This window comes from Oceanicoccus sp. (genome assembly GCF_029238675.1).
Taxonomy (GTDB): Bacteria; Pseudomonadota; Gammaproteobacteria; order Pseudomonadales; family Dasaniaceae; genus Oceanicoccus.
Genome location: NZ_JAQWFR010000002.1, coordinates 89,217 through 110,216, shown reverse-complemented (window position 1 = coordinate 110,216; position 21,000 = coordinate 89,217). Strand labels below are relative to the sequence as shown.

At 48.2% G+C, this 21,000-nt stretch carries 18 protein-coding genes; 1 reads left to right on the top strand and 17 read right to left on the bottom strand.

The window, feature by feature from the left end; translation table 11 throughout:
- Positions 1–10: 10 nt before the first annotated feature.
- From P8H32_RS00720 to ttcA, 11 genes are all read right to left on the bottom strand, one after another.
- Complete coding sequence (locus tag P8H32_RS00720; RefSeq protein ID WP_301088202.1) at positions 11–556, bottom strand: flagellar basal body-associated FliL family protein; 546 nt, start codon at positions 554–556, stop codon at positions 11–13.
- Positions 557–953: 397 nt separating this feature from the next.
- The gene (locus P8H32_RS00715) at positions 954–2,297 is read right to left on the bottom strand and encodes a flagellar hook-length control protein FliK (protein ID WP_301088201.1); all 1,344 of its coding nucleotides are present in this window, start codon (positions 2,295–2,297) and stop codon (positions 954–956) included.
- A gap of 89 nt (positions 2,298–2,386) precedes the next feature.
- The gene (locus P8H32_RS00710; protein WP_297292379.1) at positions 2,387–2,731 is read right to left on the bottom strand and encodes an Hpt domain-containing protein; all 345 of its coding nucleotides are present in this window, start codon (positions 2,729–2,731) and stop codon (positions 2,387–2,389) included.
- Between the two features lie 19 nt (positions 2,732–2,750).
- Positions 2,751–3,224 (bottom strand): flagellar export protein FliJ, encoded by a 474-nt coding sequence (fliJ, locus tag P8H32_RS00705; protein WP_301088200.1) that lies wholly within the window; start codon positions 3,222–3,224, stop codon positions 2,751–2,753.
- A complete protein-coding gene (fliI, locus tag P8H32_RS00700; protein ID WP_297292377.1) occupies positions 3,224–4,627 on the bottom strand; it encodes a flagellar protein export ATPase FliI in 1,404 nt (467 codons plus the stop codon). Before fliI ends, fliJ begins: the two co-directional genes overlap by 1 nt.
- Positions 4,627–5,403: a flagellar assembly protein FliH gene (locus P8H32_RS00695; RefSeq protein WP_301088199.1), complete on the bottom strand. Its 777-nt coding sequence runs from the start codon at positions 5,401–5,403 to the stop codon at positions 4,627–4,629. The genes fliI and P8H32_RS00695 overlap by 1 nt, the downstream gene beginning before the upstream one ends.
- 12 nt (positions 5,404–5,415) lie before the next feature.
- Positions 5,416–6,420, bottom strand: a complete 1,005-nt coding sequence (fliG, locus tag P8H32_RS00690) for a flagellar motor switch protein FliG (RefSeq protein ID WP_301088198.1) — start codon at positions 6,418–6,420, stop codon at positions 5,416–5,418.
- Complete coding sequence (gene fliF / locus P8H32_RS00685) at positions 6,413–8,101, bottom strand: flagellar basal-body MS-ring/collar protein FliF (protein ID WP_297292374.1); 1,689 nt, start codon at positions 8,099–8,101, stop codon at positions 6,413–6,415. The genes fliG and fliF overlap by 8 nt, the downstream gene beginning before the upstream one ends.
- A 33-nt stretch (positions 8,102–8,134) precedes the next feature.
- Positions 8,135–8,509, bottom strand: a complete 375-nt coding sequence (fliE, locus tag P8H32_RS00680) for a flagellar hook-basal body complex protein FliE (protein ID WP_297292373.1) — start codon at positions 8,507–8,509, stop codon at positions 8,135–8,137.
- Positions 8,510–8,867: 358 nt separating this feature from the next.
- Positions 8,868–11,165 (bottom strand): EAL domain-containing protein, encoded by a 2,298-nt coding sequence (locus P8H32_RS00675; protein ID WP_297293535.1) that lies wholly within the window; start codon positions 11,163–11,165, stop codon positions 8,868–8,870.
- Between the two features lie 231 nt (positions 11,166–11,396).
- Complete coding sequence (gene ttcA, locus P8H32_RS00670) at positions 11,397–12,317, bottom strand: tRNA 2-thiocytidine(32) synthetase TtcA (RefSeq protein ID WP_297293533.1); 921 nt, start codon at positions 12,315–12,317, stop codon at positions 11,397–11,399.
- Between the two features lie 175 nt (positions 12,318–12,492).
- Here ttcA and P8H32_RS00665 point away from each other — a divergent pair, with 175 nt between their 5' ends.
- Positions 12,493–13,473, top strand: coding sequence for a malate dehydrogenase (locus P8H32_RS00665; protein WP_297293531.1), 981 nt, complete (start codon positions 12,493–12,495; stop codon positions 13,471–13,473).
- Between the two features lie 64 nt (positions 13,474–13,537).
- Here P8H32_RS00665 and recJ read toward each other — a convergent pair whose 3' ends face one another.
- The 6 genes from recJ to rplS form a co-directional block, all read right to left on the bottom strand.
- A complete protein-coding gene (gene recJ / locus P8H32_RS00660) occupies positions 13,538–15,274 on the bottom strand; it encodes a single-stranded-DNA-specific exonuclease RecJ (protein WP_301088197.1) in 1,737 nt (578 codons plus the stop codon).
- Between the two features lie 217 nt (positions 15,275–15,491).
- A complete protein-coding gene (thrC, locus tag P8H32_RS00655; RefSeq protein ID WP_301088196.1) occupies positions 15,492–16,889 on the bottom strand; it encodes a threonine synthase in 1,398 nt (465 codons plus the stop codon).
- A gap of 28 nt (positions 16,890–16,917) precedes the next feature.
- Complete coding sequence (locus tag P8H32_RS00650; protein WP_301088195.1) at positions 16,918–18,213, bottom strand: homoserine dehydrogenase; 1,296 nt, start codon at positions 18,211–18,213, stop codon at positions 16,918–16,920.
- A 357-nt stretch (positions 18,214–18,570) separates the two neighbouring features.
- Positions 18,571–19,398: a DsbC family protein gene (locus P8H32_RS00645; RefSeq protein ID WP_297292854.1), complete on the bottom strand. Its 828-nt coding sequence runs from the start codon at positions 19,396–19,398 to the stop codon at positions 18,571–18,573.
- A gap of 70 nt (positions 19,399–19,468) precedes the next feature.
- A complete protein-coding gene (gene xerD / locus P8H32_RS00640) occupies positions 19,469–20,371 on the bottom strand; it encodes a site-specific tyrosine recombinase XerD (RefSeq protein WP_297292855.1) in 903 nt (300 codons plus the stop codon).
- A 238-nt stretch (positions 20,372–20,609) separates the two neighbouring features.
- A complete protein-coding gene (rplS, locus tag P8H32_RS00635; RefSeq protein WP_297292856.1) occupies positions 20,610–20,966 on the bottom strand; it encodes a 50S ribosomal protein L19 in 357 nt (118 codons plus the stop codon).
- Between the last annotated feature and the right edge of the window lie 34 nt (positions 20,967–21,000).

Genomic DNA, 21,000 nt, shown 5'->3' with positions numbered 1-21,000 from the left:
TAACAACGCTTTACTGCATCACAAAACTTGTAAATAACACTTCTTCTATACCGGGCTTACCGATTTCGTCTTGCATCACTTGCTGTAAGGCTTCCAGGGTTTTTTGACGCAGTAGCTCTTTACCTTCATCGGTTTGCAGCTCATCATAAATCTCGCCACCAAATAACATTACTAAGCGGTTTTTGATCAACGGCATATGCGTTTGCATGGCATTGAACACTTCCATCTCGCGGGTTAATACGGTGACTTCCGCCTGCAAGTAACGCTGGCGTCCCCGCGAAGAGAAGTTCACCACAAAGGCCGGTTTAATCGGGAAGTACATCGCGGGCCTGGGCTTGTTAACAATCACCTGCTCCGCCGCTTCACCCTCAACTTCTTCTATCTCAACTTCCGCACTATCAAAGAAGCCTAATGCGAATAATGTTCCTCCAATCGATGCGGTTAACACCAACACCGCAACAATGATCAAAATGATCACTTTGGTCGTGCCACTCATGGGCTTTTTTTCTTTGGGGGCTTCTGCTACCGCTCCCTGATCTTCGCTCTCTTCAGCCATGCCAAACTTCCGTCGCTTTTTTGCGTACTAAAACACTGGCAGCAAAAGCTGTGCCAGTACGCTTAATTAAATTTAAATGTTTAAAAACAATCACTTGGATTAGTTTTGATCGGGTGACAATGTTCTGTCGCCTTGGGGGGAGTTTAGCTTATGAATTGTGGATTGGAAAAGTTGAGTCCGTCATTCCGCCTTCGCGGATTGTTGTTTGATTGGTTAGTAGATGGTGTGGGAACTAGCTGAGGTGGGTAGGTCTTGCATCTCGTTTACGCTTTCTTTCCTATGCGTCATTCCCGCCTTCGCGTATTGCTGTCTGGGGTAATCCTTCTTGTGTAATGTTGGTGGTTTTTGTGGTTAGCGACGCCAAGGTATTGGGTGGGGCTATTTAACACCCCCCAAGCTACACATACTGATCAACCAACGACAAAGGCTTACTAACCACCACTCCCTCCTGCTCAACACCCTCATCCGCCAACTCACCCTCAGCGCCACTGCCAGCTTCGGCCTGTTGGCGCTCCTGCGAGGCGCTTTGGTCAGAGACATCTACATCGGACAGGTTGACGCCCTGGCTTTCCATCATTTCACGCAAGCGGTGTAAGCCTTGATCAAGGGCATCGCGTACGGCGCCGTGGCTACTGGTAAACACCACGCTGGTTTGGTCCCCTGAGCTGCTGATTTTTACATTCATCGGGCCAAGCTCGGGTGGGTCCAGGGCTATCTCGGCTTTGCTGATATTTTGCGAACTCATCCACATAACGCGCTGCATGACGGTTTCGCTCCAGCCTGGTTTGCCCACGGGTACCGAGATAGCTGTTTGTAAACCGGTTTCGCTATAGCTGCGATAAGCCTGCGGTGCCTCTGTTGCCGTTAATGGCGTGGCTGCTGTTAGTGCTGAGGCTTCTTTGGGTTCTACAAACGGATTTTCGATGGTGGCGATACCCGATGGGTTATTGGCCATCTGGGGTTTGACGCGAAGACCCAGTGGGGACTCCTGTAATGAGAACAATGTAGCTGCTGGCTTACTAGCGGTAGTACTCTCTGCCACAGCAACCTCAGTGGCTGCGGCAGTCACTGGGGTTGTAACTGGGGTTGTAACTGGGGTTGTAGGTGTAACTGGGGATTGGCTGGTAGGGGTAGTTGCTAAAGGGCGATTACCACCTTTGGCTGAATTAATCACAGGGGTGGTGTTGTCTTTGGTACCGTTTTTATTAGCCGCTGTTAGTGGCGCTGCTGCTACAGGACTGGTCGCATCCGTTCTCGCATTCAGCGCTGGCTCCAGCGGGACTTTGCTTTGAGCTTTATTCGTAGACTCCGTATTGGCTGCCTCGATCTTATCGCCTTCGGATGTCGCTGTAATCTGGGTGGTAGTCACCGAGGTCACTGGTGGGTTTGTGGCATTGCCTCCGGCCTGACCCAACGGCAAGCTACTGCCTTCCATGGGCAATGCACTGCCCCCATTGGCGGCAAACATTGTCTCTGGTGTCGGCGGCGCGGTATTGATAACTGAGCCAGTAGTGGCACCTTCAACAACGGCAACTTCTTCAATCGACTCCTCTGCTGAGCTTGTGACAACAGGCCCTTCAGCCTCTTTCTGACCTTCCATATAATCAGAAAAGCCTTTGTTTTTTAGTGGCTTATCATCAGCAGGCAATGCGGAGACCGATTTCGCAACATCACTGTTTATAGCAGTCTCTGTTGTTCCCATCAGTGGGTTAACACCTAAGTTTTGGCCAGTGGAGTTCATAGCAAATCCCAAAATAGTTAAAGGCACAGTGCGATTTAACGGGGTAATTGCAATTTAGTTGCCAACATTGAGATAGCTCGATAAAGGGACTACAAGAAGGCCTCCAAAGCCTGCTTGACTTGTTCATACTCAGCAATAATGTCCTGCTCAAGCTGCTCACTACCCTCAGTGCAGCCGTTATAACCAAGCTCTTCCAGACTGCGGCATAAATGAGTCAGCTTGGGTGCAGCCATATTACTGCTGCTGCCTTTAAAACCGTGGGCGGCGCGACGAATAGCTTCAGGGTTCTGGGCAGCTATTGCTTCCCTGATACCCTCAAGGCGTAGACTGCTATCGCTGATAAAGGTCTTTGCGAGTAAAGAAAACTCTTCCCCCATAACAAGCTGCAATTCCTTTAGTGCATCCAAATCCAAATGCTGATGAGCATCTGACATAATCGACCTCGTATGATTTTTATTTTCGCGATTCCAATTGATCACCCCAGACATAAGTGGCGCGGTCATCCTGTTCGCGCTGGAGTTTTTTTTCTATCTCGCTTTCTTCTTGCTGGCGCTTTTGGTCTACCAGTTTGCCCATGTTTTTTTGTCTGGAGTGCTGCTGCTGCCATTGAGTCCTGGCCTGCTCCTGCTGTTGTGAAGCCAGCTCTACCTGCTCATGCTGGGTGTTGCCTGCCGCTTCGAGGCTGCCGTAAAAACGCTGGTAGTTAGCCAATTGTGAAGCACTGATTCGCTCACTGCCAGATTCACTACCGACATGTTTAAACTGCTCGCTATATTCCCGTTTATAGATAGTAAACTGTTGCTCTTGCTGCTGCTGTGCAGACAGGTTGCGAATACTATCGGCCAGCTGCCCTGCGGCCTGCTGCTCTTTGATTTGGGCTAGCTTTAAAACGGTTTGTAAACGCTGGGAAGGTTTTTGTTTCATCATCAACGACCCATGGTTAATTCTCTACCTTGCTTGTTTGCGGCAGGGCTATTGGTTGCAGATTCATGCTGGGGGGCTATTACTGTCTCTAATTGCGCCACGCTGGTATTCATGTTGTATGACTCTGTTAAGCCCTGTTGTAAAAACTGCCTGATGGCGGGCAAGCGTTCAATAGCCATATCGGTTTCCGGGTCACTGCCCGCGACGTAGGCGCCCACACTAATCAGGTCGCGACTTTGTTGATAGCGTGAGTATAAGTAACGCAGGCGTTGTGCCGAGTTTAAATGTTGCTGACTGATAATATTGGGCATCGCTCGGCTAATAGAGCCTTCAATATCAATCGCCGGATAGTGACCTTCGTCCGCCAAAGCTCTTGATAACACAACATGGCCATCCAGGATGGCCCTTGCTGCATCGGCTACCGGGTCCTGCATGTCATCTCCTTCTGTTAGCACTGTATAAAATGCGGTAACAGAACCGCTACCATCGACATCATTACCAGCCCGTTCAACCAATTGAGGAATTTTGGCAAAGACTGAGGGCGGGTAGCCTTTAGTCGCTGGTGGCTCACCAATCGACAAAGCAATTTCACGCTGCGCCTGGGCATAACGGGTTAATGAATCCATTAATAGCAGAACATGTTTGCCCTGGTCACGAAAGCTCTCCGCCAAACGGGTAGCTAACATCGCTGCGCGCATCCGCATCAGTGGTGCATCATCCGCCGGGGACGCCACAACCACAGAGCGTTCCAGTCCCTCTTTATCCAACACTTGTTCGATAAACTCTTTAACTTCCCTGCCCCGTTCACCGACAAGCCCTACTACCACCACATCGGCTTCAGTAAAACGGGTCATCATACCCAGCAAGACACTTTTACCTACGCCACTACCCGCGAATAAACCCAAGCGCTGGCCACGTCCCACAGTTAATACGGAATTAATTGCCCGTATACCGACATCCAATACTTTGGAAATCGGTTGGCGTTCCAGTGGGTTGATTAAGCTTGCTTGCATATCGATAGTGTCTTCGCAGCCCAAGGGTCCCTTGCCATCCAAAGGTCGGCCGGCACCATCGATCACTCGCCCCAATAACTGCATACCCACTGGCACTTTATCTTCATAGGCCACAGGCACCACTTGCATGCCAGGCTTTAAACCGGTGACGGGTTCGATCGGCATTAAGAATAATTTGTGCTCGGTAAAACCCACTACTTCGGCTTCAATACTGCGCCCTTCATCACCAATCACCAGGCAGCGGCAACCGATAGACAGTTCAAGGCCAACGACCTCTAAACTCATGCCGACTACGCGGAGTAATTTTCCTGAAATGGAAGGCTTTGTCGATAAGCCACCCTCACCGGAGTAATGGGAAAAGCGTTCACCAAAGGATTGCCGTGAGGGGGCCATTAGCTAATATCATCCGGCGATGATGGTGGTTCTGCAGGAGTGTGATCTACGTCAATGGCCTCGGCATGGGGAGATAGTGTAGCAAAACGTTTTTCAACCAGGGCGTTAACAGTTTGTTGAAACTGTTGTTCAAGGGTGTAGTCCACCACGCTGTGTTCGCTACTGACACGGCAGCCGCCCGGTTTTAGGGTACGGTCTATTTGCAGATTCCAGTGCTCGAGAATTTCAGTTTCCTGACTTAGTAACTGGTGATCCTGCTCGCTAAGATAAATCGTTAGATTAGCTGCGCTCATGGGCAGCAAGGCAACGGCATCTTTAACCACCGCCAAAATATGTGAGCTGTCAACAGTCAATTCACGGCGTAACACACTGCTGGCGATACAGGTGGCGACATTCACCAAAGCCTGTTCGACTTCATCATCTTGCCCTTGCAAATAACTAAAGATACTAGCTACGGCCCCATTGAGTTGCTGGGCCTGTTGCTGGATAGTTTTTTTACCTTCGTCGACGCCGGCTTGGAAACCTTCCTGGTGGCCCTGCTTAAGTCCATCCTGGTAAGCTTGCTGGCGCACATCTTCATAGGCCTGGTTAGATATTTCTTCTAACTGTTCCGCAGTTAAAGCGCTATAGATAATTTCGTTTTTGTCGACATTGACCAGCTCACCGCGGGGGCCGCGCTGTTTTAGCGTTTCAACTTTTACGATTTGCCCCTCTTTGACTTCTGGCATATCCCAGGAGACAAAGGTGGTGGTTTCATCGGCGGGAATTCGGGTCACAGCTTATTCCTTTTACACCATTTCTTCGCCACTGCCGCCGAGAATAATCTCGCCAGCATCGGCCATACGACGAGCAATAGTAAGAATTTCTTTTTGCGCCCCTTCTACTTCGCTCAGTTTGACTGGGCCTTTGACTTCCAAATCATCACGCAGCAATTCAGCCGCACGCTTGGACATATTGCCAAAGATTTTCTCTTTGAGTTCTTCGTCGGCTCCTTTGAGGGCCAGGATAAGAACTTCGGAAGACACTTCCCTAAGCAGCGCCTGAATGCCGCGATCATCCACAGCTTTTAAGTTGTCGAATACAAACATCAGGTCTTCGATAGTGGTACCCAGGTCTTCGTCCACTTCTTTGATTAACTCCATCAACTCAGCTTCAACACTGGTTTCCAGGTTATTCATAATTTCTGCGGCGACTTTGGTACCGCCCATAGCTTTAGCTTGCGAGCCAGCATTACCGGAGAATTGTTTTTCTAAGATGGTATTAAGTTCTTGCAGGGCCGAAGGCTGTACTGCATCTAAAGACGCCACCCGCATAACAATATCGAGACGCACTTTATCGGGTAAGTGGGTTAGTACTTCTGCAGATTGGTCGCCATCAAGGTGAGCCATAACAATCGCTTGAATTTGCGGGTGCTCGTTGCGAATAATATCGGCAACGGAACGAGCGTCCATCCATTTTAAGGTATCAAGGCCACTGGTGTTGCCACCTAGTAAAATACGATCAACCAAAGAGCCGGCCTTGTCTTCACCCAAAGCTTCAACCAGCATATTACGAATATAGCCATCGGAGCCCATACCTAAGCCGGTAATGGAACGCGCTTCTTCCAAAAAGTTGGTCATCACATGTTCGACATGTTCCTGGGGAACATTTTCCAGCGCGGTCATGGCTGTGCCAATACGCTGTACATCTTTCGGGCCTAAGTGCTTAAGCACTTCCGCCGCTTCTTTTTCACCCATGGACATCATCAGGATTGCAGCCTGATCCAGGGTGCTAAGACGAATTTTCTCACTCACTGGCAACTACCCACTTCTTTACCACCTGCGCCACTCGACCGGGGTCTTCCGCGATCAAACCTTTAACGGTATTCATTTGTTGCTCATAATTTTCATTGGGGCCAGCTAATAATAAGCTATCACCCCCGGACAAGGTAACGGTTTCGTCTACTAAGTCTGCCCCCAGGTCACCTGACAATTCACCTAAGGCGCGCTGTGCTTCTACTTCACGCAGGTCTTTGGCGCTGTCGGTCAGCCCTCGCATTACCGGACGCAAGACACCAAAAAATAATAGCATTACGACAATAAAAGCACCCAGATATTTTACATAGCGGGCTATGGCTGGCTGCTCCCATAGAGGCAGCTCTTCCGGTGGAATTGGCTCTATTTCTTGTTTCGGTAAAAATTCGGAGTTAATAATATTAACGCTATCACCCCGATCCGAATCAAAACCTACCGCATCCCTGACCAGTATGGACAGGCGGTCCAACTCTGCCTGCTCCATGGGTACCGAGCTGACCTCTCCGCTTTCAGGATCGGTTTTAGTGACATTGTCCACCAGCACAGCCACTGACAGACGTTGCAACTTGCCCACCTGGTGACGGGTATGACTGATAGTCCGATCTAATTCATAGTTTCGTACCGATTGGCGGCGACTGGTGCCTCCACCTGCACCCGCGCCTTCATCTTCAGTCTGTAAAGCTACATCTGGCGCTTCGGCATCCCGGGGGGGCTGGTTGCTAAGGGCACCGGGGACACCGCCAACGCTGCCACCGACCCTGGCCTCCTCTACCGTTTGCTCACTGCGAATGGCTGTCAGGTCAGGCTTAAACAGCTCATCGGTTTGCTCAATTTGGGTAAAATCTACATTGGCTGATACCTCAGCCCGAAAGTTTTCTTCCCCCAGTACCGGCTCCAGAATAGAGCTAATACGCTTAACGTAATTCGCCTCCATTTGGCTAACATAGTCCAACTGCTTATTGGCCATGGCCATTTCCTGATCGGCATCGAAGTTGGATAACAGATTGCCGCGCTGGTCAACGACGGTGACATTTTGCACCGTAAGTTGTGGAATACTAAAGGCCACCATATTGGCGATAGCTCTTACCTGCTCGGTGTTAATACCGTTGCCGCTATATAAATCGAGAAATACTGAGGCGGTGGGTTTGCGAGGGTCGCGAATAAAGGCTGAGGATTTGGGAATGGCTAAATGTACTCGGGCGGCGCGAACAGCTCGAATACTGGAAATAGTTCTGGCCAGCTCCCCTTCAAGGCCGCGTTTAAAACGGGCGTTTTCCATAAATTGGCTGGTGCCAAGGGGCTGTTCTTTATCTAATAATTCGAAACCAAAACTACCATCGGCGGAGATACCCGCACCCGCCAGTTTTAGTCGGGCATTATGGATTTGATTGGAGACCACCAGTAAGGCACCGGTGGTTTCATCGACTTTATATTCAATCTGGTTGCTTTGCAGTACGTTTAAAACATCTTCCGGATTCATTTTGTCGAGGTTGGTATACAGCGGTGCGTAATCTTCACCGATTGACCACATCACCACCCAAAAACCGATAGCGATACTCACTGCCAGGCCAACCATCAGTAGCAACTGACGGAAAACCCCCAGATTGCCCATACCATCCATAAAATCATTTTGACGCGAAGGTGCTGTATCACCTCCACTTTCAGCCGGTAATGCTGCCATTGTTTCCCCTCAATACTAAAGACAGATAGCCGATTAGATCGGCATATTCATAACGTCCTGATAGGCTTCAACTAATTTGTTACGCACCTGTGTCAGTGCCTGAAAAGAAACACTAGCCTTCTGTGAAGCTACCATCACCTGCGATAAGCTCACTCCTGGGTCACCTTGTTGGTAGGCGGTGGAAAGCGCGCTGGAGGTTTGCTGGGTTTCGTTCACGGCGTTCACCGCATTGGAGAACATCTCAGTAAAGTCAGGGGTAGTGGCACCATTGGCTTTGTTATCGCTGCCAACACGCAATGCCGCCTCAACATCCGAGCGCGGTTGTATCTCATTGCCGCCGGAGGCCTGTGCCTTCATATCTCGCATCTGTGTTAGCAAGTTGTTGATATCGGTTCGATTGGTGACCATAAATCCCTCACGCCTTCTTATACTGGTAATAACTTTATTTGCCCCCAGTCAAACTAATGACACAGCCCACTCAAGACATCTTGAGTCAGACCTTTAACGGCGGGCAATGTCGACGAAGAATTGACATATGCTTGGCCTGAGGCGCTATGGGGGAGGAAATTGCATAATTCGGGCCAACTTGTGGGGGGCATGGAAGATTGGTAGAAGGAGTGAGTGAAGGTTTGGGTTTCAGGGGACGCTACAAGTTCACGCGGTAATTTAAAGGTAAGAATTAAACGAGGCCGTAACCCCAAAGAACCGTCATTCCCGCGAAGGCGGGAATCCAGCCTGCATGCTCATGCTGTTATTTCCACCCCATCTATCCTACCAGCCCAACCTCAGAACCCAATAAATCAGTAAACTCTTCAGCCAGCACTGGACGGCTAAACAAATAACCTTGTAACAGGTCGCAGCCCATTGCTTGAAGCTGCTGTTGTTGCTCCTGATACTCCACCCCTTCCGCTACTGAAGTTAAACCCAGCTCGGTACAGATACTGAGAATACTTCGTACAATAGCCTGGTCATTGCCTTCCGTGGTGCAGTGGTCGATAAAGGACTTATCAATCTTCAGTACTTCTATGGGTAGTTTTTTCAGGTAGGCTAATGAAGAATAGCCGGTACCGAAATCATCAATCGAAAAACTGATACCGAGGTTGGTCAGTTGGGTAAGGATGGTGGCAATTCGATCGGTGTTTTCTACCAATACATTTTCAGTAATTTCAAACTCGATCAACGAGGCTGCAATATCATGCTTGGCCAATAGCACTTCCACCTGCTCAACAAAGCTTTTGTCCAGCAACTGTTTAGGGCTGATATTAATAGCCAGCCCCATATCTTCGCGCCATTTACCCTGGCTGTACCACTGTTTTAATTGTGCGAAGGTATTGTCCAACACCCACTGCCCTACCAGGGTAATCAGTGAAGAGCCCTCTAGCACAGGAATAAATTCTGCAGGTGAAACAAAGCCAAACTCGTTGTTATTCCAGCGTAGTAGTGCCTCTGCTCCCATAATCTTATTGCTGTGCACATCTACCTTAGGCTGATACACCAAAGACATCTCGTTATTGCTTACCGCATTGCGCAGGCTATTTAGCAATTGCAGGTGACGGAAGGCCTGGTTACTCATTTCCTGCTCAAAGAAGGTATAAATATTCCGGCCTGTTTGCTTACTTTGATACAGGGCTAAATCTGCCTGTTTTAATAATTCGTCTTCGCTGGCGGTATTGTCATTAAACAGGGTAATACCAATACTGCAAGTCAGCATATATTCGGTTTCATCAAGCATAAAAGGTGTTTTTAACAGCAGCTGTAAAGACCGGGCAACCTGTGCTGCTTGTAACTGTGCCTTTTCATAGTCAACATCCAGCTCTTCGAGTAGCACCACAAACTCATCACCACCAAAGCGCGCTACCGTATCGTATTGACGCAAACGGTTTTGCAAACGTTCGGCAAACTGGCGCAATAGCAAATCACCCATAGAATGACCCATGGAATCATTAATAGTTTTAAAATGATCAAAATCCAAAAAGAAAACAGCGCTATAGGTTCTGTTGCGACTGGTTCTGCTAATTTCCTGTTTTAAGCGATCATGAAAGTAATAACGGCTGGGTAAATCAGTGACGGGATCGTAGTAGGCTTGATGGGTAGTTAATTCATCCCGCTCCAGTCGCTTGGTGATATCCCGTACAAAAGAGCTATAGCCCAATAGCTGGCCATCGGGTAGACGAATGGCAGCACTGGTCCACTCGCAGTATATTCTATCGCCACTATGGGTAAGGTTTTTTAGGGTATTAGATCGAGAATTAATGGCATGATCAATCTGCAAAAAATAGCTGGCATCATCGCCGGCCAGTAATTTATGAAATGACTCGCCCAGTATTTCTTCAGATGAATAACCAAAAATCGTTGCTGCGGCGGGGTTCCAGCGACTTATCTTTAAATCAGCATCCCACTCAATAATACCCAGGGGGCTACGATCAATATGCAGGTCTACCCGCTGGTGAGCTTCGTTTAAAGCTAGCTCCTTCTCGCCCAGAATAAGGGACTTTTCTAAATTCTGTAACTCAGTTTCGCAATTTCGGCGGCAGGTTAGCCACATAAAGTACATGTAAATATAACAGAGACCAAACAGCAGCTCACTGTGATTGGACTCCATCATATAAAGTCGGATTGACATCGGAACCAGACAGCCAGCCAGAAATAATAAGTAGGCAACCGGAGATAATGCCAGTGTGCTGGAGGCTCCTGAACATAAGCCCGCGATAGAAATAATAAGCAGAAACTGATGCGCCAAAGAGTCCTCAGGCATCATAAATGACAGGGCATAACTCCAGATAGTGACAGAAAAAAATATCAGCAGGGTATGTAGCGACATCCAGGTTGAATGGCTAAAGGCTTCTTCATCCCGACGAAAAATGGAGCTCAGGTAATAGCGCACAAAGGAAATAACTGTAGCCACCAGTAACCAGCTAATCACGGTGGTTTTATCAATAACACTCCATAACGCAAAGGCATTAAGCAACACCAGTACAAAGCTACTGGTAATCGCAATGGTGTAGAACTTGAAAACCGTTTGTAACTGCCCCCTTAAAAGGCGAGGGTCTTGGCTGAACGGCATAATGAATCCAGATTTTTTATATATTATTGCAACAAACTACATTCAATATAGATGATATTTAGACTTTGGCCTGAAAATTTTTACAAGTAATTAATGCTCCAACCATTAGATTGCCACTAGTTGAGGTATTTTATGTGCCATCACCTTATCCGTAGTAAAACATCACTAAAGCTAAAACTGAAAAGAGTGTTAAGTATTTCGATAACAGGCCACAGGCGACGATGTATAAGATTAATCCACCGACAGCGCATCAATAAACTGAATGCCCGCCGCTATATTAGACGAACTCACACTGGCACTCTGGAATTCGTAGGCTTCTCGATCCCCTTTTCTATCTAAAGGCAGCTTATTAAAATCAAACAAAGACTTATCGGCTAACTGGGAAGGTTTTACATTTTGCAGCGCGCCAAAAATACTTTGCACGCGCCCTGGCTGAGCCTTTTCCCACTCTTGTAACATCGTCTTTATATTTTGCCGCTGCAGATTTTCCTGGGAGCCACAAAGATTACACGGGATAATCGGGAATTGTTTTATCCTGGCATATTCCTCAAGGTCTGTTTCCTTACAATAAGCCATCGGCCTGATAACTACATTGCGCTTATCATCAGACAATAACTTAGGCGGCATCGCCGACAGCTTCGAGCCATAAAACATATTTAGAAACATCGTTTCAACAATATCGTCGCGATGATGGCCCAAGGCAATTTTGGTGCAGTTAATTTCTTCTGCAAAAGCGTATAAAGTGCCGCGACGTAACCGAGAACAAAGACCACAGGTAGTTTTACCCTCTGGCACCTTAGCTTTGACCACGGAATAGGTATCCTTTTCTACGATATAGTACTCAATGCCCAACTTATCGAGGTAGCCAGGCAAAATATCTTCAGGAAACCCTGGTTGTTTCTGGTCCATATTCACAGCCACCAACTCAAAATTGAGCGGCGCACTGTGTTGCAGTTTGAGCAGGATATCCAGCATGCCATAGGAGTCTTTGCCACCAGACAGGCAAACCATCACCCGATCACCCTCTTCGATCATGTTGTAGTCTTCAATAGCACGACCCACATAGCGGCGCAGACGCTTGTGCAGCTTATTAGCTTCCAGCCTGGATTTTCGAGTTTCTGGCTGGCTTGGGGTGTTTGCACCGGATGTCACTGATTTGGCCTTTGTTGGGGAATCGCGGGCGGCGATTGTAGCACTAAATATCCCCATCTGAAGCGATTCATGGCCACATTAGCGAGGTTTTGGTGGAAATTTACCCGCTAAATCTCTAGAATGGGCGCCCTAAATTTTGAGCCCCTAATCAGTTACCAACTATCAGGAAACTACAATGAAACAACCCGTACGCGTTACCGTTACTGGTGCAGCTGGCCAAATTGGCTATGCACTCCTTTTCCGCATTGCCTCTGGCGCCATGTTAGGCGAAGACCAGCCCGTTATCCTTCAGTTGTTGGATATCACTCCAGCGATGGATGCCCTTGAAGGCGTTAAGATGGAATTGGACGATTGTGCCTTTCCTCTGTTAGCCGGTGTTGTTTGCACTGACGACCCCAATGTTGGCTTTAAAGACAGCGACTATGCCCTGCTGGTTGGCGCGCGTCCTCGTGGCCCGGGTATGGAGCGTAAGGATCTTCTGGAAGCTAACGCTGCTATCTTCTCTGTTCAGGGTAAAGCGATTGACGAGAATGCCAGCAAGAACATCAAGGTATTGGTTGTAGGTAACCCTGCTAACACTAACGCTTTGATCACCCAGCGCAATGCGCCAAGCATTCCTAAAGAAAACTTCACTGCCATGATGCGTTTGGATCACAACCGCGCCAAGTCACAATTAGCGACTAAGACGGGCAAGGCTGTTACCGACGTTAAAAACATGATCGTTTGGGGCAACCACTCAGCGACTCAGTACCCCGATCTTTCCATCACTACTGTTGCGGGTACTCCTGCTTTGGATTTGGTTGAGCAAGACTGGTACGAAAACGACTATATCCCAACCGTTGCACAACGTGGTGCAGCCATCATCAAAGCACGTGGCGCATCTTCTGCCGCTTCTGCTGCTAACGCTGCTATCGACCACGTTCGTAGCTGGGCGTTAGGTACTACTGACGGCGACTATGTTTCTATGGGTGTTTACTCAGACGGCTCTTACGGCATTCAAGAAGGTTTGATCTACTCTTTCCCATGTACTTGTGAGAATGGCGAGTGGACAGTTGTTCAAGGCTTGTCAGTTAGCGAATTCAGCCAGGGCAGAATGAAAGCCACTGAAACTGAATTAACAGAAGAGCGTGATGCGGTTGCACACCTGCTCCCTTAAGCTTCTCTTTTGAAGCATAAAAAAACCCGCTTTTTAGCGGGTTTTTTTATGGGAAAAATTACCCTTAAATCGGCTCAATATATTCCACCATCATTTGCACCGTTTGCCGGCCTCTAAACTCATTAACATCCAGTTTATAAGCCACCCTGACCTTTTCAATAGCCAGCCCCGTCCATTGCGAAATATCAACATTAAAGGCGATAGCATCAATGGCCGACTGTGGATTGTCTTCAACGGCTAACACTAGTTTTAAATGTTTTTCTTTTAGAATACGTTGCTGAACGAGTAAAAACTCACCATCAAATAAAGGCTCAGGAAAATGCTGCCCCCAGGGACCGGCATCACGCAGTGTTTGCGCCAACTGCAAATTAAAATCATCAGCGGCTAATTCACCATCACTAGACAATACCGCTTGTAAATTCTCTTCGGTCAATTGCCGTCTGACTTCCTGATCAAAAGCTTCTACAAATAAGGGGTACTGCTCTTTTTGCAGACTCATACCCGCCGCCATCGAATGGCCGCCAAATTTACTTAATAAACCCGGATGCTGTGAAGCTATTGCATCCAAGGCATCACGAATATGTAGCCCGCTAATAGAGCGGGCAGACCCTTTAATCACACCCTCTTCATCCGCATCGGCAAAAACAATCACAGGACGGTGATAGCGGTCTTTAATTCTGGAAGCCAAAATACCAATCACACCCTGATGCCAGTTGGCATCGTAAAGACATAGACCGTAGGGCATATTGCCCTCTTTTATCTTCAGCGTTTTTAAGGTTTCAAGGGCCTCGCGCTGCATACTGCCTTCAATAGATTTTCGATCCTGATTGAGCTCATCCATTTGTCGGGCAATTTCACCCGCTAGATAATCATCGTCTGTTAGCAAACATTGAATACCCAAGGTCATATCATCCAAGCGCCCCGCCGCATTTAACCGTGGACCTACAACAAAGCCTAAATCTGTGCTGACTAAACGGTTAGCATTGCGATTACCAACGGCTAATAAGGCTTTTATTCCCGGGCGGCTTCTTCCAGCGCGAATACGGCGAAGACCCTGCGCTACCAGAATACGATTATTTTTATCCAGCGGTACAACATCCGCTACGGTTCCCAGTGCCACTAAATCCAGATAATCAGCCATCGCTGGCTCAGCAATATTGTGCTGCTGAAACCATTGGCGATCTCGCAGTGCTGAACGCAATACTGACATCAGGTAAAAAATAACACCCACACCAGCCAGGTTTTTACTTTCAAATTCACAACCGGGTTGATTGGGGTTAACGATTGCCGCGGCGGCGGGTAAAGTTTTGCCGGGCAAATGGTGGTCGGTGACCAAAACCTGGATACCTGCCTCGTTGGCGGCATTAACACCATCAATGCTGGAGATGCCGTTATCCACGGTGATAATTAAATCAGGGGAAAACTGTTTAGCGACCTCAACAATTTCCGGGGTTAAGCCATAGCCGTATTCAAAACGGTTGGGGACTAAGAAATTAACTGAGTCTGCACCCATAGCGGTTAAAGCCAGCACAGCTAAAGCGCTACTGGTTGCACCATCAGCATCGAAATCGCCCACTACCAGTATGCGCTGTTGTTGCTCTAAGGCAGCTAACAGAAGATCAGTGGCTTCAGGTAAGCCTTTTAAGGACTCCGGTTTTAATAAACCAGCGAGATCAGTCTGTATGTCATGGTCCGAGGTAATACCTCTGGTGGCATAGATTTTTTGTAGCAGTGGGGGTAACGAATCGGAAAAGGTATGCTCTATGGAGGTGGCTTGTCGACGCTTTATTATTTTCTGCATAAGCTAGTGCCACACTCTCATCTTATCGTCATTCCCGCGAAGGCGGGAACCCAGTGCTGTAGATTTCCGCAGCCTGCACTCGAGTGCTTTAGTCGGGGGCGAAAATAACAGCATAAGCATGCAGTCTGGATTCCCGCCTTCGCGGGAATGACAGTTGTTCGCGGGAATGACGGTTGTTCTCGGGAATGACGGTTGTTCGCGAAATGACGTTCGAGGTTTAGGCAGTGATATTCCCAACAACAAACTCCTGCACGGCAGACAAATCATTATCTAAAACAGTACAGCGCTCTTCATCATCAAACAGACTCGCCATATGATGGGGCAACTCAGGCTCATGGGGATAACCCGCCTTCATCACCGCTTCCGGAAATTTAGCTGGATGTGCAGTCGCCAAAGTAATCATCGGGATATCTTTACGGCGGCGCACCTTGCGCGCAGCTTCCACACCTATCGCCGAGTGGGGGTCCAGTAAATATTCTTGTGTATTGTAAACATCGGCAATAGTTTTAACGGTTTTCTCATCATCAACTTTACAGCTATCAAACAAACTGCGCACATTGGCAAAAGCAGCATCCGTTAACGTAACATCTTCGGTCTGGAAACGGGTCATTAAATCCTTAATTGCCGCGCCATCACGACCGTAACAATCAAATAGCAAACGCTCAAAGTTACTGGAAATAACAATATCCATACTGGGTGATAAGGTATGCACTAAGTCGTGCTTGGCAAAATCATTATCACTAATGCAACGGTGCAAAATATCATTGGTATTGGTGGCAACAACCAACTGATCAATCGGCAAGCCCATTTTAGAGGCTAGGTAACCGGCATAAATATCACCAAAGTTACCAGTAGGCACTGAGAAGGCAACCGGACGCAGTGGGCCACCCAACGATAAAGAGGCATAAAAATAATAGACAATCTGGGCCATAATTCTCGCCCAGTTAATCGAGTTGACTGCCACTAGCTGGCGATCTTCCGGCAAAAAGCTTTTATCGTTAAAGCTGGCTTTGACCATGGATTGGCAGTCATCAAAATTACCTTTAACGGCAATATTATGAATATTGTCAGCCAGCACTGTCGTCATCTGGCGACGCTGTACATCCGAGACACGCTGATACGGGTGCAGAATGAAGATATCGATATTGCTGCAACGCTTGCAACCCTGAATAGCGGCAGAACCGGTATCACCAGAAGTTGCCCCCATAATCACCACTTTTTGATGGCGACGCTCAAGCACGTAATCCAATAAGCGCCCCAACAATTGCAGGGCAAAATCTTTAAAGGCTAACGTTGGCCCCTGGAATAATTCCAGCACCCACTCGTTTTTATCCAACTGCACTAACGGTGCAATGGAGGGGTGACGAAAATCGACATAGGTATCATCAATAATCACCTTTAGGTCATCGGCGGGGATACAGTCACCAATAAAGGGCTGAACAATTTTAAATGCCAGGTCGGTATAGCTAAGACCAGACCAGGAAGCGATTTCTTCCTGAGAAAAAGTGGGCAGGGTTTCTGGCACATATAAGCCACCATCAGGTGCTAAACCCGTTAGCAAAACCTCTTCAAAATTTAATGCCGGAGCCTGTCCGCGGGTACTGATATATTTCATGTTTTAAACCAATAATAATCTGTAAAAATTAACCTAATGACTCAACTCGAATACGAGTAACCTGGCCAGCAATAGAATCCAGCGCTTCAATCCCGGTAATGGCAGAGTCCAGTTTATTTTCAACTGAGCGACTGGTCAGGATAATCAGGGGCACATGATGCTGACCTTCTGCCGGTTCTTTTTGGATAATGGCTTCAACACTGATGCCTGCCTCGGAAAGAATTTGTGCAACACTGGATAATACACCCGGCTTATCTTGCGCAGACATACGTAAGTAGTAAGCCGTTTCTATATGGTTGATATCAACAATCGGGGTATCGTTTAATGCGCCTGGCTGGAAGGCCAGATAGGGTACGCGGTGTTTGGGCTCTGCACTCAAGGTACGGGCAACATCAACAATATCGGCTACCACTGCTGAGGCTGTAGGTTCTGCACCGGCACCAGCTCCGTAGTACAAGGTTGGGCCAACCGCATCACCCTGTACCAGTACTGCATTCATTACGCCGTCTACATTGGCAATTAAACGCTTCTCGGGAATCATGGTTGGGTGAACACGCAACTCAACACCATTGTCGGTTTGACGCGCTACTCCCAAGTGTTTGATGCGATAGCCTAGCTGCTCAGCATACTCCACATCATCCCGGGAGATGTTAGTGATACCTTCGGTATAGACTTTATCAAACTGCAGGGGGATACCAAAGGCGAGCGACGCAAGGATAACCAGTTTATGGGCAGCATCAATACCTTCAACATCAAAGGTAGGGTCTGCTTCAGCGTAGCCCAGGTCCTGTGCTTCTTTAAGGACATCGTCAAAATCACGGCCTTTATCGCGCATTTCAGTCAGGATAAAGTTACCGGTACCGTTGATAATACCCGCCAACCACTCAATTCGGTTGCCGGCCAATCCTTCACGGATTGCTTTAATAATGGGTATGCCACCAGCCACGGCCGCTTCAAAGGCAACACTGACGCCCTGCTCGGCGGCGGCGGCAAAAAGTTCGTTACCATGCTCGGCGATAAGGGCTTTGTTGGCGGTAACCACATGTTTGCCATTGGCAATAGCCTTTAGCACCAATTCTTTGGCGACAGTCGTGCCACCAATAAGCTCAACCAGGATATGAACATTTGGGTCTTCAGCCACGGCAAAGATATCGGTACTCACGGTAATACCTTCAATATCAGCACCACGACGAGCACCAATATGGCAAATTTCGATAGCACAGCCAGCCCGTGCTGCAATATCCGCACAGTTACGATTCAAGACATCAAAAGTGCCTTTACCAACGGTTCCAAGACCACAAATACCTATATTGACGGGGCTCAAACTACCCTCTCCTGCTTATTGGTGAAATTAGCGATAAAATTCGAAGGCGCATTGTATTTCAGCTGGGGCTGCAAAGCCATCTTGAATGGGGGAAATTGTGGTGTTATTGGGGGGAAGGAAAGAACCGTCATTCCCGCGAAGGCGGGAATCCAGCCTGCATGCTTATGCTGTTATTTCCGCTTAAGCGGAAATAACAGCACTGGATTCCCGCCTTCGCGGGAATGACGTTAGACATTTTCGCCGAAGCCTGCCCCCGAGTGTATTTGTCGGGGGCGGGAATGACGTAATAGGAAAAGAATCGTAAACGTGATGCAAGAGCTGAGGTGGGTCCCACACCATCTACTTTCCCAAAAAAACTTACTTCTTAGCCGCCGCCTGTTTTTTCTGCAATTCAGCCGCCAACTCGGGATCTACAGCTATACCCAGTGCACTAGCCAGTTGCAAGGCAGGCATATAACCGGGCATTAAACGACCTTCAGTCGTTACCATAGCCGGTGTACCACTAACGCCAACTCGTTGGCCTAATTTAAAGTGTGCTTCCACAGGGTTACCCGGGCACACATTGGTGGGGATACGCTGCCGGTTTTTAAGTTTGGTCATAGCGGCTTGCTTGTCATCGGCACACCATGCGCTGGCGATTTTCTTATAGGAGTTAGAACCTATACCTGCACGCGGGTAAGCCAGATAGCGGACTTCAATACCCAGACGGTTTAGATCAGGCACTTCCTGATGTAGTTTCTGGCAGTAAAAGCAGTCAACATCGGTAAATACCATAATAGCGGCTTTAGCGGGCTGGTCTGCGGGGGCGAATATAATCATATCTTCAGGCTTTAGTGTTGCCATCAATTCGGCACGGCCGCCCTCGCGTGCCCTCTCCGCTAAATTGATAAAACCACCGGGGGCCGCTTGATAAAGGTCACCCAATACAAAATATTTGCCATCTGCAGTGGTATAGAGCACTGGGCCGTTGGCCACTTGTACCGCATAAAGGCCTGAAATCTCACTGGCGTTGATTGACTGAAGGTTAAGACCCGGACGGCTGGCTTTAAAGCTGGCCTTAATCGCACTTTGCACTTCTGCAGGTGCTATAGCCGGGACAGCCTGCGCCTGCGCAACACTTAGACTGGATACAGCCAGCATTAGTAAAGCTGCCGTTAAGACCGGTAAACTCGCAAACAATTTCATGTAATTCTCTCTATTTAACTTTATGGGTCATTCTGGATTCCCGCTTTCGCGGGAATGACGTTTTTAGGCTTTACCCTCTAGGGTGATGTTCGGCATGTAAATCTTTCATTCGCTCTCTGGCGACATGAGTATATATTTGTGTAGTGCTCAGGTCACTGTGCCCAAGGAGTAATTGTACAACTCGCAGGTCAGCACCGTGGTTAATCAAATGGGTGGCAAAAGCATGGCGCAGGGTATGGGGCGATAAGGGGCGAGTTATGCCGGCCCGCTGGGCGTAGATTTTAATACGGTGCCAGAACGTTTGGCGAGTCATCATTGTGCCCCGTTTTGAGGGGAACATCACATCGCTCATCTTTGCCCCTAATAGCAGTGGCCTGGCCTGCTGCATATAGCGCTGCAGCCAAAGTAGAGCTTCTTCTCCAGTGGGCACCAGGCGTTCTTTGCTGCCCTTACCCATCACCCTGACCACTCCCTGGGTCATGCTTAGCTGGCCTACCTGTAAAGAGACTAACTCGGTTACCCGTAAACCGGAGGCATAAAGTAATTCAAGCATTGCCCTGTCTCTTAATTCTAACGGCTCATTAATATCGGGGGCCGCCAACAAGCCTTCCACATCTTCTTCGCTCAGGGACTTTGGTAGCGTTTTAGGGAGTTGGGGACTTTCTATATCAAGCGTGGGGTCGAGTGAAATTTGCGATTCCCGCAACTGGTATTGATAAAATCCACGTAGGCAAGAAAGCAGCCTCGCCGTTGAACGGGCCGATTGCTTCTTTTGCAAACGAAAGGAAAGGTAGGAATGGATATCGGTTTTTTGAACTTTAAGCAGCGCAACCGACTGGGTTACTAGCCAGCGATCAAAATGCACTAAATCACGCCGATAGGAGGCCAGGGTGTTCTGGCTTAGGCCCTTTTCCATAAACAGGGCATCCAGATAGAGGTCGATAACCGGATTGTCGTTTTTAGCGTTTGTCATTATTGAACTAGATTGCCGGTGTTAGATAACAATAACAACCCCTATCAAATTATTCTCAGGTATTCTGTCATTCCCAAGTATTCTGTCATTCCCAAGTATTCTGTCATTCCCGCGAAGGCGGGAATCTACAGTGCTGGATTCCCGCCTTCGCGGGAATGACGTTGCTTCTTGGCAATGACGAGTAGGCAGACACAAAAAAGGCAGCCAATGGCTGCCTTTTTGAAGTATTGCTAAAAAATTACTTAGCCAGCTTCTCTTTGATGCGTGCTGCACGGCCGCTAAGCTCACGCAAGTAGTAAAGCTTAGCCTGGCGCACATCACCACGACGCTTCACTTCGATACTATCAACCAGTGGGCTGTAAGTCTGGAAAGTACGCTCAACACCAACACCATGAGAAATTTTACGCACGGTAAATGCAGAGTTAAGGGCGCGATTGCGAACAGCGATAACCACACCTTCAAACGCCTGAAGACGCTCGCGGTTACCTTCTTTTACTTTTACCTGTACTACTAAGGTATCACCAGGACCAAATTCTGGTACTTCTTTGGTCATCTGTTCCGCTTCTAACTCAGCGATAATTTTGTTCTTGCTCATGGTTGACTCCTAAAGTCGTTCTGCCTGGCCTCAC

Bases quoted from the DNA above. Each gene is read 5' to 3' on its own strand.
- thrC (WP_301088196.1), bottom strand. From the start codon at position 16,889: ATGAAATATATCAGTACCCGCGGACAGGCTCCGGCATTAAATTTTGAA.
- fliE (WP_297292373.1), bottom strand. From the start codon at position 8,509: ATGGTCACCAATCGAACCGATATCAACAACTTGCTAACACAGATGCGA.
- xerD (WP_297292855.1), bottom strand. From the start codon at position 20,371: ATGACAAACGCTAAAAACGACAATCCGGTTATCGACCTCTATCTGGAT.
- recJ (WP_301088197.1), bottom strand. From the start codon at position 15,274: ATGCAGAAAATAATAAAGCGTCGACAAGCCACCTCCATAGAGCATACC.
- P8H32_RS00715 (WP_301088201.1), bottom strand. From the start codon at position 2,297: ATGAACTCCACTGGCCAAAACTTAGGTGTTAACCCACTGATGGGAACA.
- P8H32_RS00645 (WP_297292854.1), bottom strand. From the start codon at position 19,398: ATGAAATTGTTTGCGAGTTTACCGGTCTTAACGGCAGCTTTACTAATG.
- rplS (WP_297292856.1), bottom strand. From the start codon at position 20,966: ATGAGCAAGAACAAAATTATCGCTGAGTTAGAAGCGGAACAGATGACC.
- P8H32_RS00665 (WP_297293531.1), top strand. From the start codon at position 12,493: ATGAAACAACCCGTACGCGTTACCGTTACTGGTGCAGCTGGCCAAATT.
- P8H32_RS00720 (WP_301088202.1), bottom strand. From the start codon at position 556: ATGGCTGAAGAGAGCGAAGATCAGGGAGCGGTAGCAGAAGCCCCCAAA.
- P8H32_RS00675 (WP_297293535.1), bottom strand. From the start codon at position 11,165: ATGCCGTTCAGCCAAGACCCTCGCCTTTTAAGGGGGCAGTTACAAACG.
- fliI (WP_297292377.1), bottom strand. From the start codon at position 4,627: ATGGCCCCCTCACGGCAATCCTTTGGTGAACGCTTTTCCCATTACTCC.
- fliF (WP_297292374.1), bottom strand. From the start codon at position 8,101: ATGGCAGCATTACCGGCTGAAAGTGGAGGTGATACAGCACCTTCGCGT.
- P8H32_RS00710 (WP_297292379.1), bottom strand. From the start codon at position 2,731: ATGTCAGATGCTCATCAGCATTTGGATTTGGATGCACTAAAGGAATTG.
- fliJ (WP_301088200.1), bottom strand. From the start codon at position 3,224: ATGATGAAACAAAAACCTTCCCAGCGTTTACAAACCGTTTTAAAGCTA.